This window comes from Frigoribacterium sp. VKM Ac-2859, assembly GCF_013204925.1.
Classification (GTDB): Bacteria; Actinomycetota; Actinomycetes; order Actinomycetales; family Microbacteriaceae; genus Frigoribacterium.
The window spans coordinates 1,570,912-1,583,204 of record NZ_JABMLC010000002.1; the positions used below are offsets into that span (position 1 = coordinate 1,570,912).

Consider the following 12,293-nt stretch of genomic DNA (forward strand, 5'->3'; position numbering starts at 1 on the left):
GCACAACATGACGGGTGCAAGGGCTTGCGATCCGGGCGTGTCGGCGTAAACTTGAGCCAGCTCCACTCAAGTTTCGAGAAAGGCACATCCATGGCGAACATGCAGGGCGCTCCGGCTTCCGACGAGAAGCAGAAGTCGGCGCTCGAGAAGTACGGCGTCGACCTCACCGCCATCGCCCGCAGCGGCAAGCTCGACCCCGTCATCGGCCGCGACGCCGAGATCCGGCGGATCAGCCAGGTGCTCACCCGCCGCACCAAGAACAACCCCGTCCTGATCGGCGAGCCCGGCGTCGGCAAGACCGCCGTCGTCGAGGGCCTCGCCCAGCGCATCGTCGAGGGGGACGTCGCCGACAGCCTGAAAGACAAACGCCTGATCAGCCTCGACCTCGCCGCCCTCGTCGCCGGGGCCAAGTACCGCGGAGAGTTCGAAGAGCGCCTGAAGGACGTGCTGAAAGAGATCACCAAGAGCGACGGCCAGGTCATCACCTTCATCGACGAGCTGCACACCCTCATGGGTGCCGGTGGGGGCGAGGGCTCGGTCGCCGCCTCGAACATGCTCAAGCCGATGCTCGCCCGCGGCGAGTTGCGCCTCATCGGCGCCACCACCCTCGACGAGTACCGCCAGTACATCGAGAAGGACGCAGCCCTCGAGCGCCGCTTCCAGCAGGTCTACGTCGGCGAGCCCAGCGTCGAGGACACCGTCGCGATCCTCCGCGGGCTCAAAGAGCGGTACGAGGCGCACCACGGGGTCACGATCACCGACGGCGCCCTGGTGGCCGCCGCCTCCTTGTCCAACCGCTACATCCCCAGCCGCCAGCTGCCCGACAAGGCGATCGACCTCGTCGACGAGGCGGGCTCGCGCCTCAAGATGGAGATCGACTCGTCGCCCGTCGAGCTGGACCAGCTCTACCGGGGCCTGGTGCGCCTCCAGATCGAAGAGCTGGCCCTCAAGAAGGAGACGGACGACGCCTCGCAGGCCCGTCTCGCCACCCTGCGCGAGACCATCGCCCAGCAGCAGGCCGCCTACGACGACCTCGACGCCCGCTGGCAGGCCGAGAAGGCCGCCCTGCAGGGCGTCGGCACGTTGCGCAGCGACCTCAACGAGGCCCGCATCGACGCCGACCGTGCCCTGCGCGAAGGGCGCTACGAAGACGCCGCCCGCATCAGCTACGAGCGCATCCCCGACATCGAGAAGCGCCTCGCCGACGCCGAGTCGTTCGAGAAGTCCGGCGACCGGCTGGTCAGCGACTCGGTCACCGACGCCGACATCGCCGAGGTCGTCGCCGCCTGGACCGGCATCCCGGTCGGTCGTCTGCTCAGCGGCGAGACCGAGAAGCTGCTGCACCTCGAGAGCGAACTCGGGAGGCGCCTCATCGGTCAGAAGGCCGCCGTCCAGGCCGTCAGCGAGGCGGTCCGACGCACCCGTGCGGGCATCAGCGACCCCGACCGCCCGACCGGTTCGTTCCTCTTCCTCGGCCCCACCGGGGTGGGCAAGACCGAGCTCGCCAAGGCCCTCGCCGACTTCCTCTTCGACGACGAGAAGGCGCTCGTCCGCATCGACATGAGCGAGTACGGCGAGAAGCACAGCGTGTCCCGCCTCGTGGGCGCGCCTCCCGGGTACGTGGGCTACGAAGCCGGTGGTCAGCTGACCGAGGCCGTGCGTCGTCGCCCGTACAGCGTCGTGCTGATGGACGAGGTCGAGAAGGCCCACCCCGAGGTCTTCGACGTCCTGCTGCAGGTGCTCGACGACGGCCGGCTGACCGACGGGCAGGGCCGAACCGTGGACTTCCGCAACACGATCCTGGTGCTGACGTCGAACCTCGGCTCGCAGGTCATCACCGATCCCGGCCTCAGCGACCCCGAGAAAGAAGAGTTGGTGCAGGGCCTGGTGCGCCAGGCGTTCAAGCCCGAGTTCGTCAACCGGCTCGACGACATCGTCGTGTTCTCGACCCTCAGCACCGACGACCTCGGCCAGATCGTGTCGCTCTACGTCGACCGCCTCGGACGACGGCTCACCGATCGCCGCCTCGCGCTCGCCGTCACCCCCGACGCGCGGGCCTGGCTCGCCGACCGCGGCTACGACCCGATCTACGGCGCCCGGCCGTTGCGCCGCCTCATGCAGCGTCAGATCGACGACAAGCTCGCGATGGCGCTGCTCGGGGGCGAGATCGCCGACGGCGACACCGTGCGGGTCGACGTGGCCGACGGGGGCGAGGGGCTGACGGTCGTGCGGCACGACGTCGGCGAGCCCACGCCCGGCGACCTGGACGACCTGCCCGCCTGAGCCCGGCAGACTGGGACCATGCGCACCTGGGTGAAGATCTGCGGCCTGTCCACGCCCGAGACGGTCGACGCGGCCGTCGAGGCCGGGGCCGACGCCGTGGGGTTCGTCTTCGCGGCCGGCAGTCCGCGCACGATCGACCCCGAGGGTGCACGCGCGTTGGCGGCGCGCGTGCCGGCGGGCATCGAGACCGTCGGCGTGTTCCGCGGGCAGGGCATCGAGACGGTGCTCGAGTCGGCCCGCGCCTCCTCAGTGTCGACCGTCCAGCTGCACGGCGACGAGACCCCGGAGGACGTCGCCGCCGCCCATGCCGCGGGCTTCCGGGTGATCCGTGCCGTCAGCGCCGCCGCCTACGCGGCCGAACCCGAGGAGGCGCGGGTCGCCTTCCGAGAGGACGCCCTGCTCCTCGACGCGATCGACCCCGGTGCCGGTGCCACCTTCGACGTCGGGCCGCTGCTGTCCGCGCCGCCTGCCCGGGAGTGGCTGCTGGCCGGGGGGCTCACCCCGGACAACGTCGCCGGGCTGCTGGCCGGACTCCGCCCCCATGGTGCCGTCGGGGTCGACGTCAGCTCGGGCGTCGAGTCGTCGCGCGGCGTGAAGAGCGTCGACCTGATCCGTGCGTTCGTCGAGGCCGCCCGAGCCTGGACGAACCCGGCCTGAGCGGACCCGGCCTGAGCGAACCCGACCTCAGCCGACGAGCGTTCGGGCGTCCTCGACGAACCGGTCGACGTGCGCCTCGGTGGTGTCGAAGGAGCACATGAGTCGCACCTCGCCCGTGGCGCGGTTCCAGTCGTAGAAGTGGTGCGCGGCGCGAAGGGGTTCCACGGCCTCGGGCGGCAGGACGACGAAGACGGCGTTGGCGTCGACCGCCTGGGTGACCGTGACGCCCGGCAGGGTGGCCAAGCCGGCGGCGAGACGCGCGGCCATCGCGTTGGCCCTCGTCGCCGACCGCAGCCAGAGGTCGCCCTCGAGCATGGCCAGGAACTGTGCCGAGACGAAGCGCATCTTCGAGGCCAACTGTGCGTCCATCTTGCGCAGGTAGACCAGACCGGCCCGCGCCTCCTCGGAGAAGGTCACGACCGACTCACCCAGCACCAGGCCGTTCTTCGTGCCGCCGAACGAGACCGAGTCGACGCCGGCGTCGCGCGTGATCGCGCGGAGCGGGACGCCGAGGGAGGCGGCGGCGTTCGCCAGGCGCGCGCCGTCGAGGTGCACCCGCATGCCGAGCGTGTGCGCGTGGTCGGTCACGGCCCGGATCTCGTCGGGCGTGTAGACCGTGCCGAGCTCGGTGCTCTGCGTGATCGTGACCGCGAGGGGCTGCGGGCGCTGCTGGTCGCCCCAGCCGTAGGCCTGCCGGTCGATCAGCTCGGGCGTGAGCTTGCCGTCGGGGGTCGGCACCGTCAACAGCTTGATGCCGCCCAGGCGTTCGGGCGCCCCGCCCTCGTCGGTGTAGACGTGGGCGGTCGTCGCGCAGATCACGGCGGCCCAGCGCGGGGTCAGGGCCTGCAGGGCGGCGACGTTCGCACCGGTGCCGGTCAGCACGGGGTCGATGGTCGCCCCCTCGCCGAACGTCTCGACGACGACCTCGGCCAGCCGCTGCGTGTACGGATCGGCACCGTACGAGCCCACGTGGCCGCCGGCGGCGTCGACGATCGCCTGCAGCACCTCGGGGTGGGCTCCGGCATAGTTGTCGCTGGCGAACGTGTGGACCGAGGGATCGTGGAGGCGCGTCACCCGTCGATTCTGCCCGACGGCCGGGCTCCGGGGCGTCAGGAGGCGCGGGGGAGCGAGGGCGTCGGAGGCCCGTCCCGAACGGCAACGGCCGCGGCGCCTTGTGCAATGTAAATGTCACACGTAGAGTTGTACGTGACGCATCGTCGACTCGATGTCCGCCCGGTCGAACCCGCCGGGTGCTCCTTCCGCCCCGAGAGGCCCCGTCATGCTGTTCGCCCATGCCCCGAAGCTCGTCCTGGCCGGTCCGTACCCGGTGATCCGTCCCGTCGCCGATCGGGCGGCGGCACTCGACGCCGAGGTCGTCGTGCTCTCGTGCGAGATGGCGACCCCGATCGACGACGTCGTCGGCTTCGACTGGGCCGTGGTGGCCGTCGACGCCGCCACCCCCACCGCGGTACAGCTCGACCGTGCGGTCGAAAGCCTCGCGGACGGCCTGCGTCGCGGTGCCCTGGTCGTCGTCGCGTCGGATCGCCCGGTCGCTCAGGCGGCGAGGCGTTTCGCCGACGACCTCGCCCGCACCAGCGGGCTCCCGACCGGCGAGGCGTTCGCCGTCGCCGCGTGCGAGGCGGGTGTCGTCACCTGGGCCGTCGACGCCCAGGCCGAGGACGAGGCGTCGCATCTGCTCGAACGCATCGGCGCCCCGGTGGGGGACGGCGTGCCCGCGGCCTGACCCGGACGTCCCGTCGGCCCCCGGGGCGTGCGACAGGATGGACCCATGGGTGGAGTGCTGATCGGGTTCGCGATCATCGGCGTGATCATCGTGACCGGCTACGTCGTCGGTCGCATCGACCTGCTCGGAGAATCCGGCCACCGGGTGCTCTCGCGCCTCGTCTTCTTCGTCCTCACGCCCTGCCTGCTGTTCTCCACCATCTCGCAGGCCGACGTCCACGTGCTGTTCTCGCGGCTGTTGGTGGTCTCGGCGCTCGCCTCGCTCCTGGCCGCAGTCCTCTCGGTCGTCGTCCTGAAGTTCGTCCTCCGACGCAGTGCCGCGCAGACGGCCATCGGCACGATGGGTGGCGCCTACGTCAACGCGAACAACATCGGCCTGCCCGTGGCCACCTACGTGCTGGGCAGCGCCACCTTCGTCGCTCCCGTCCTGCTCTACCAGCTGCTCGTGCTCACGCCGATCGTGCTCGCCGTCATGGACACCGTGACGAACCGCGGCAGCAGCCTCGGGCGCACCATCGCCCGACCGTTCACGAACCCCCTGCTGATCGGGTCCGCCCTCGGTGTGCTCGTGGCGGTCACCGGCCTCGAGATCCCCCAGGCCGTCCGCGAGCCGTTCGAATTGGTGGGCGGTGCCGCGGTGCCGGTCGTCCTGCTGTCGTTCGGCATGTCGTTGTACGGCTCGAAGCCGTTCCAGGCCGGGCAAGGGCGCGCCGACATCGTCGTGGCCGTCGTCCTCAAGCTCGTCGTCATGCCGGTCGCGGCCTGGCTGCTCGGGGCGTTCGTCTTCGACTTCGACCGCGACGAACTCTTCGTGGCGGTCGTCCTGGCCGGTCTGCCGTCGGCCCAGAACGTCTTCAACTACGCCCAGCGCTACCAGACCGGGGTCGTCGTCGCCCGCGACACGGTCTTGGCGACGACCATCCTCTCGGTTCCCGTGCTGGTGCTGGTGGCGGCGTTGCTCGCCTGACCCGCGCCTCCTGGCGTCGAGGGGTCGCGTGCGGCCGCGCAGGCGTCAGAAGATCATCGGGCGGTCGTCGTCGAGCTCGGTCTCGAGGTCGAGGTCGACGACCACGGGGACGTGGTCGCTCGGGGCGTCGCCCTTGCGTTCGTCGCGGTGGATGGCCGCGGACGTCACGAGGCCGTCGAAGGCCTTCGAGCCCAGGATGAAGTCGATGCGCATGCCCTCGTTCTTGGGGAAGCGCAGCTGCTTGTAGTCCCAGTAGGTGTAGCCCTCGGGCAGGCGCGAGCGGACGACGTCGGTCAGGCCGACCTCCTCGAAGCGGAAGAAGGCGTCGCGCTCGGGCTGGCTGACGTGGGTGTGGCCCTCGAAGACCGACATGTCCCACACGTCGGTGTCGAGCGGTGCGACGTTCCAGTCGCCCATCAGGGCCAACGGCTGGTCGGGGCGCTCGGCGAGCCAGGCCTCGGTCTCGGTGGCGAGCTTCGAGAGCCAGTCGAGCTTGTAGTCGTAGTGCGGGTCGCCCAGTTCGCGGCCGTTGGGCACGTAGAGGCTCCACAGGCGGACGCCCTCGACCGTGACGCCGATCGCCCGCGCCTCCTTGGGCTGGTCGGGGCCTTCCTGGCCCTTGGCGAAGCCCGGCTGCGACGGGAAGGTGATCTCGACGTCCTCCATCGGAAGGCGGCTGACGAACGCGACGCCGTTCCACTGGCTGAGCCCGTGCAGTTCGACCTCGTAGCCGGCCTCGCGGAAGGCCTCGTAGGGGAACTGCTCGGGCTTGCACTTGATCTCTTGCAGGCCCGCGACGTCGACGTCCTCTCGGACGAGCCAGTCGACGACCCTGCCCACTCGAGCCCGGACGGAGTTGACGTTGTAGGTCGCGACGCGCATGCCGACCACGGTACCGGCCCGGCACCGGCGGGGTCCGAGGCGGCCGCCGTCGCCCGACGGGGCGTCGAGCCGTCGCCGCCCGCCCCGACGTTCGGAGCCCGCCTGCTCTACCATGGGTCACCGTGACCGACGCACGCACGCAGCTCATCGACTACATCGGCTCCGAGGCCGTCTTCCACGGCGACTTCACGCTGACCAGCGGCAAGAAGGCGACGTACTACATCGACCTCCGCAAGGTCAGCCTCGACCACCGCGTCGCGCCCCTGATCGGCCGGGTCATGGTCGACCTGATCGACGAGGTGCCCGACGTGTTCGCGGTCGGTGGCCTGACGATGGGCGCCGACCCGATCGCCGCCGCCGTGCTGCACCAAGGCGTGGCGCTCGGCAAGGACTACGACGCCTTCGTCGTCCGCAAGGAGCCCAAGGACCACGGCCGCGGCAAGCAGGTCGAGGGCCCGGACCTCGAGGGCAAGCGGGTCATCGTGCTCGAGGACACCTCGACGACCGGCGGTTCGCCCCTCGCCGCCGCCAAGGCCCTCGAGGCCGTCGGAGCCGAGATCGCCGCCGTCGCCGTCGTCGTCGACCGCAGCACCGGGGCCCGCGAGGTGATCGAGGCGGCCGGCTACCCCTACTTCGCCGCGATCGGGCTGGAAGACCTCGGGTTGACACCGTGACCGACGACCGGCCCAGGGGCGACGACGGCGACGACGCCGGGCGCGACGACGCCAGCGACTGGCTCGCCGCCCAGTTCGACGGTGCCGACGACGACGACGCGACCGACACCCCGTCAGGAGGCGCGGGTCGTCTTCCCGAGGACGTCCCCACGCAGGCGCTCGACCTGCCGCCGGCCACGCGCGCGGTCGGCGTCCCCCACGACGACGACGACCCCGAGCGACCGGCTGACCCGGGTGGTGCGTCCGTGCCCACGGGCTCGGCCGAGGTGTCGCCTCCGACCCCCTTGCCGTTCGTCGTGCCCGAGTCCCCGGCCGGGACGCCTCCGCCGAAGACCTCCGGCCACCCCCAGGCACTCGACCTCGGAGCGCTGACGGGGTCCGTGCCGCCGCCGCCTCCGTCGTCCGTGCCCGTTCCCGACCTTCCCGCTCAGCCCGAGTCGAGGCGACCCGAGTCGCCGCCGTCCGACCCCGAGGTCGCCGAGGACGCCGATGACGCCGGTGATGCCGCTCAGGCGTCAGATCTCGCCGACGTCGAGGAGCGTGCCGGCGTGAGCGATGAGCCAGGGCCCTTCACCGCCCTCATCTCGGCACCCCGGGCCGAATCCGCCGAACCAGCGACCTTCGACTGGGATGCTCTGCCCGAGCCCGAGCCCGAGCCCGAGCCCGAGCCCGAGCCCGAGCCCGAGCCCGAGCACCGAGCGGAGCCGACGTTCCGAGCGGCGGCAGAGCCCGAGCCGACGCCCGACGCCGAAATCGAGCCCGAGCGCCTCGTTGAGCCGGAGTTCCAAGCAGAGCCGGAGCAGACGCCCGAGCCAGAGCCGATGCCCGAGCCCGAGCCGGAGTTCCAGGCAGACCCCGAGCCCGAGCCGGCGTCCGATGTCGAGCCCAAGCCCGAGCCGGCCGTCGATTCCCACGAGGGCGGTGTCGAGGCGCCGTGGTGGGTCGAAGAGCACCACGAGATGACGCGGCGCGAACGTCGTCTGGCCGAGGCGGCCGCAGCTGCTGCCGCCGCTGCCGCCGCTGCCGCCGCGGCGGCCTCCCGTGGCGGGGTCGAGCCCGGCGTCCCCGGCGCCGCGGCGGTCCCCTCGGCGCCGACGCCGACGCCGCCCCCCACGACCCAGGCGTCGTCCGCCCCGGAGCCCAGGGCCGACTCCGGCTCGAGGGGGGACCGCGAGCCCACCTTCACCGAGATCCTCGGCGTCGTCCCGTCAGGTGCCGGCACCGCGTCCGTCGAGCCGCGGGGTGCACGTCCCGAGAGCGAGCACGAGCCCGAGCACGCGACGAACGCGGACGACGCCATCGGCGCCTGGTCGCTGTCCGGCTCCGGCGACGTGCCGCCGTCCGAGGTCGGGCCCGTGCCCGACGTCGAGCAGCCGTCCCGCGCCGACCGAGACCCAGACGCCGACGCCGACGCCGACGACGAGGGCCTGGACGACGGGGCCGAGGTGACGACCGCGACCGCGCTGTTCGCGCCTCCTCGTTCCGCCCTCGACGAGCGCGCCGACGTCGACGACCCCGGGGTCGATGCCACGCAGGTGCTGCCCGGCGTCTCGATGAGCGCCACCTCGGCCCTGACGGGTGAGCGGCCCCGCCGTGAGGTCGGCGGAGCCGGCGTGTTCGTGCCGCAGACCCGTCCGGTGGACGAGAGGCCCGCCACGACACCCCGCACGGCGGGTCTGGCCGAGTGGGTCCTGTCGCACAAGGGCCTGGCCGCCGTGGGCGCCGGGCTCATGATCCTGTTGCTGCTGGTCGCGCTCTTCTTCCTCTCGCGATCGCTCTTCGCCTCCACCGACGACCTGACGAGCGACGCGTCGGCCGCCGCCGCGGCACCGACCGCGGCCCGGACCGTGACGGCTGCGCCGGTCGAGCCCGCCGCCGAGGTCGCCCCGGCCGGGCCGCTCGCGGCAGGCACGCACTCGTACGCCGACCTGCAGGGCGGCGAGTGCTTCTCGGCGTTCGAATCGGCCTGGCAGCAGGACTACGAGGTCGCCGACTGTGCGCAGCCGCACGTCGCCCAGCTCACCCGACTGGGCACCCTCGACGGTGACGCGGCCGCGGCCTACCCGGGTGCCGACGTGCTGCAGAGCCAGATGAACCTGCTCTGCACGGGCGCGGACGCGCTCGACCGGCAGGCCGCCGCGGCCTACCCCGACGTGCAGTTGCTCGCGAGCTTCCCGGCCGACGCCGACGCATGGGCCGCCGGCGACCGCACGTACTCGTGCTTCGTCAACCGCAGCGGCGGCGAACCCCTGACGACCAGCCTCGTCGCCGTCGCGGGCTGACGCGTCGAGGCGGCCCGCGCCTCCCGGGGCCTCAGGCCTCGGACGGCACCACGTCGGACTCGATCGGCTCGCTGCGCACCAGTTCGTGAACACCGGCCAGGATCTCGTTCGGCCGGAACGGGTAGCGGTCGATCTCGGCCTGGTCGCTGATGCCCGTCATCACGAGGATGGTGTGCAGCCCGGCCTCGATGCCGGCCATGATGTCGGTGTCCATCCGGTCGCCGATCATCGCCGTGTTCTCGCTGTGCGCTCCGATGCGGTTCATCGCCGAACGGAACATCATCGGGTTGGGCTTGCCGACCACGTAGGGCTCCTTGTTGGTGGCCTTCGAGATCATCGCGGCGATCGCGCCCGTCGCGGGCAGCACGCCGTCGGCGCTCGGGCCCGTGGCGTCGGGGTTCGTGACGATGAAGCGTGCACCGCCCAGGATGAGCCGCACGGCCTTGGTGATCGAGTCGAACGAGTAGTTGCGCGTCTCGCCCACGACGACGTAGTCCGGGTTCGTCTCGGTCATGATGAACCCCGCCTCGTGCAGGGCCGTGGTCATGCCGGCCTCGCCGATGACGAAGGCCGAGCCGCCGGGCATCTGCGACCGGCAGAAGTCGGCGGTGGCGAGCGCGCTCGTCCAGATGCGCTCCTCGGGCACGTGCAGCCCCGAGGCGCGCAGACGGGCTGCCAGGTCGCGCGGGGTGAAGATCGAGTTGTTCGTCAGCACCAGGTAGGGCGTGCCCTCGTCCTGCCACTGCTGGATCAGTTCGGCCGCGCCGGGCAGGGCGTGGTTCTCGTGGACGAGCACGCCGTCCATGTCGGTCAGCCAGCATTCGACGTCTTCGCGTGCACCCATGGCGCTCACCTTAGCGAGGTGCCCTGACGACGAGGAGGCGCGGGTCGCCTCCGCCCACCGCCTACCCTGGTCGGATGCCCCAGGACGAGTCCCCGACCCCGCCGAGCGACGAACTCACGCACGGGGTGGGCCCCTGGCCCGGCGGCGAGGAGGCCTGGCCCGAGGGGGACCACTTCGACCCCGAGCTGCTGCGCGAGGGTGACCGACGCAACGTGGTCGACCGCTACCGGTACTGGACGATGGAGGCCGTGGTGGCCGACATCGACGCGCACCGGCACGGCTTCCACGTCGCCGTCGAGAACTGGCAGCACGACATGAACATCGGGTCGATCGTGCGCAGCGCCAACGCCTTCGCCGCGGACACCGTGCACATCATCGGTCGCCGCCGGTGGAACAAGCGGGGGGCGATGGTCACCGACCGGTACCAGCACGTGCTGCACCACCCCGACGTCGAGACGTTCCTGGCGTGGGCCCGTGAGCAGCGCCTCCCCGTCCTCGCCGTCGACAACGTCGAGGGGTCGGTGCCGATCGAGACGTTCGACCTGCCCGAGCGCTGCGTCCTCGTCTTCGGGCAGGAGGGGCCGGGCCTGTCGCCCGAGGCGCTCGCGGCGGCCGAGGCCGTGCTCGAGATCTCGCAGTTCGGCTCGACGCGCAGCATCAACGCGGCGGCGGCCGCCGCCGTGGTGATGCACTCGTGGGTCGTGCGTCACCGCTTCTGACCCATCGAGTCGGGTGATCGTTGACCTAACTCATATTTTACACCTATACTCTTGATGATCGGCCTGAGGGTCGATCACCTCCTGTCTCCCGAACAGAAGCGAGAGTGCTCCGTGCCGTCGTCCGCCCCGTCCCCCGCCGCTGGCGGCTCCCGCTCGGCGCCCCGGGTCCTGCTCGTCGCGGCGCCGTTGATGGCCCGCAGCGGGGTCTACCGCTCGACCCACGACCTGGTCGCCGAAGCGCGGGGCCGGGGGCTCGACTGGCGAGCCGTCGTGGGGCTGCGCCCGTCGGCTCGCGGCACGGTCGCGACCACCCCCGGCGTCCGCGAGGTGACGGTCCGTGCGCACGGTCGCGCGGTCGTCGAAGAGGTCGCCGGTCTCGTGACGAGCGCCCCCGAGGCCGATGCCGCCGACGTGGTCGTCACGCTCGTCACGCAGAGCGACGTCGCCCTCGCCCGGCTGCGCCGTCACGGGTCCACGCCCTGGGTGGCGTGGGTCCGCGGACTGCCGTGGCCCGCTCCCGGCGAGCAGGCGCGCCTCCGTCGGGTCGCCCTCCGCCTCGTCGAGGGTCGCGCCCTGCGCGGGGCCGACGACGTCTGGGCGACGACGCCGGTCCTCGCCGACGAGGTGGCACGGGCGCGCCGTCCCCACCTCGTCCCGGCCGGCATCCGTCTCTCGGCCCGCAGCTCGTGGGGCGAGGCGGCCGCGCCTCTCGTCTGGGCGGCCCGGTTCGACGTCGACAAGCGGCCTGCGGCGTTCGTCGAGCTCGCGGCACGGGCGGGCGTCCCCGGCCGCCTGCACGGGCAGGGTCCGCTCGAGGACCGGCTCCGCGCCTCCTTGCCCGACGGCGTGACCATGCCCGGGTGGGTCGACCCGGCGAGGCTGTGGGACGACGCCGGACTCTTCGTCGGGACGGCCTCACGAGAGGCCTTCGGTCGCAGCGCCGTCGAGGCCGCCGCCGCGGGCGTGCCCGTCCTGCTGGGTGACAGCTACGGTGCCGCACCCCTCCTCGTGACCGACCCCGACCTGCGACGACGACTCGTTCTGCCCGTGGGCGAACCCGACCGGTGGCTGTCCGCCGTCCGCGACCTGACCGCCGACCGCGCGCTGCGCCGGACGGTCTCGGACCACGTCGCCGCGAACGCCTCGCTCCTGTCCGTCGGTGCGTCGGTCGACGCCGTGGTCGACCGGCTGTGCCGGCTCGGCATCACGGCGGCCGCCCGATGAGCGGCCCGTCCGGTCGCC

The 12,293-nt window shown here is 72.1% G+C and carries 11 protein-coding genes; 8 read left to right on the top strand and 3 right to left on the bottom strand.

Annotation, left to right across the window (positions count from 1 at the left end):
• Positions 1–90: 90 nt before the first annotated feature.
• The gene (locus tag HQQ78_RS15350; RefSeq protein WP_082454831.1) at positions 91–2,283 is read left to right on the top strand and encodes an ATP-dependent Clp protease ATP-binding subunit; all 2,193 of its coding nucleotides are present in this window, start codon (positions 91–93) and stop codon (positions 2,281–2,283) included.
• An 18-nt stretch (positions 2,284–2,301) separates the two neighbouring features.
• A complete protein-coding gene (locus tag HQQ78_RS15355; RefSeq protein WP_173154635.1) occupies positions 2,302–2,940 on the top strand; it encodes a phosphoribosylanthranilate isomerase in 639 nt (212 codons plus the stop codon).
• 27 nt (positions 2,941–2,967) lie between these two features.
• Here the strand turns inward: HQQ78_RS15355 and HQQ78_RS15360 are convergent, their stop codons facing one another.
• On the bottom strand, positions 2,968–4,014 hold the full coding sequence (locus HQQ78_RS15360; RefSeq protein WP_371740407.1) for a low specificity L-threonine aldolase: 1,047 nt from the start codon (positions 4,012–4,014) through the stop codon (positions 2,968–2,970).
• 205 nt (positions 4,015–4,219) lie between these two features.
• On the opposite strand from HQQ78_RS15360, the gene HQQ78_RS15365 reads away from it, so the two are divergent.
• Together HQQ78_RS15365 and HQQ78_RS15370 are read left to right on the top strand one after the other, a co-directional pair.
• A complete protein-coding gene (locus HQQ78_RS15365; protein ID WP_173154638.1) occupies positions 4,220–4,684 on the top strand; it encodes a hypothetical protein in 465 nt (154 codons plus the stop codon).
• 45 nt (positions 4,685–4,729) lie between these two features.
• Positions 4,730–5,650 (top strand): AEC family transporter, encoded by a 921-nt coding sequence (locus HQQ78_RS15370; RefSeq protein ID WP_055978228.1) that lies wholly within the window; start codon positions 4,730–4,732, stop codon positions 5,648–5,650.
• Positions 5,651–5,695: 45 nt separating this feature from the next.
• Here HQQ78_RS15370 and HQQ78_RS15375 read toward each other — a convergent pair whose 3' ends face one another.
• Entirely contained in the window at positions 5,696–6,532 is an 837-nt protein-coding gene (locus HQQ78_RS15375) for an exodeoxyribonuclease III (protein ID WP_173154641.1), read from the bottom strand.
• Positions 6,533–6,654: 122 nt separating this feature from the next.
• On the opposite strand from HQQ78_RS15375, the gene pyrE reads away from it, so the two are divergent.
• Both pyrE and HQQ78_RS16550 read left to right on the top strand, forming a co-directional pair.
• Positions 6,655–7,206, top strand: coding sequence for an orotate phosphoribosyltransferase (pyrE, locus tag HQQ78_RS15380; RefSeq protein ID WP_055978230.1), 552 nt, complete (start codon positions 6,655–6,657; stop codon positions 7,204–7,206).
• Positions 7,203–9,488 carry a septum formation family protein gene (locus tag HQQ78_RS16550; protein ID WP_173154644.1) on the top strand — a complete coding sequence of 762 codons (2,286 nt, stop codon included), beginning with the start codon at positions 7,203–7,205 and terminating at the stop codon, positions 9,486–9,488. The genes pyrE and HQQ78_RS16550 overlap by 4 nt, the downstream gene beginning before the upstream one ends.
• 31 nt (positions 9,489–9,519) lie before the next feature.
• Here HQQ78_RS16550 and HQQ78_RS15390 read toward each other — a convergent pair whose 3' ends face one another.
• A complete protein-coding gene (locus HQQ78_RS15390) occupies positions 9,520–10,332 on the bottom strand; it encodes an HAD-IIA family hydrolase (RefSeq protein WP_055978234.1) in 813 nt (270 codons plus the stop codon).
• Between the two features lie 74 nt (positions 10,333–10,406).
• On the opposite strand from HQQ78_RS15390, the gene HQQ78_RS15395 reads away from it, so the two are divergent.
• Together HQQ78_RS15395 and HQQ78_RS15400 are read left to right on the top strand one after the other, a co-directional pair.
• Complete coding sequence (locus HQQ78_RS15395) at positions 10,407–11,051, top strand: TrmH family RNA methyltransferase (protein ID WP_056049637.1); 645 nt, start codon at positions 10,407–10,409, stop codon at positions 11,049–11,051.
• Between the two features lie 111 nt (positions 11,052–11,162).
• Positions 11,163–12,275: a glycosyltransferase gene (locus tag HQQ78_RS15400; RefSeq protein WP_173154647.1), complete on the top strand. Its 1,113-nt coding sequence runs from the start codon at positions 11,163–11,165 to the stop codon at positions 12,273–12,275.
• The last annotated feature ends 18 nt before the right edge of the window (positions 12,276–12,293 follow it).

What these genes read in the sequence shown, in the direction of transcription:
- HQQ78_RS15350 (WP_082454831.1), top strand. Translation starts at nt 91, where the DNA reads ATGGCGAACATGCAGGGCGCTCCGGCTTCCGACGAGAAGCAGAAGTCG.
- HQQ78_RS15355 (WP_173154635.1), top strand. Translation starts at nt 2,302, where the DNA reads ATGCGCACCTGGGTGAAGATCTGCGGCCTGTCCACGCCCGAGACGGTC.
- HQQ78_RS15365 (WP_173154638.1), top strand. Translation starts at nt 4,220, where the DNA reads ATGCTGTTCGCCCATGCCCCGAAGCTCGTCCTGGCCGGTCCGTACCCG.
- HQQ78_RS15370 (WP_055978228.1), top strand. Translation starts at nt 4,730, where the DNA reads ATGGGTGGAGTGCTGATCGGGTTCGCGATCATCGGCGTGATCATCGTG.
- HQQ78_RS15375 (WP_173154641.1), bottom strand. Translation starts at nt 6,532, where the DNA reads ATGCGCGTCGCGACCTACAACGTCAACTCCGTCCGGGCTCGAGTGGGC.
- HQQ78_RS15390 (WP_055978234.1), bottom strand. Translation starts at nt 10,332, where the DNA reads ATGGGTGCACGCGAAGACGTCGAATGCTGGCTGACCGACATGGACGGC.
- HQQ78_RS15395 (WP_056049637.1), top strand. Translation starts at nt 10,407, where the DNA reads ATGCCCCAGGACGAGTCCCCGACCCCGCCGAGCGACGAACTCACGCAC.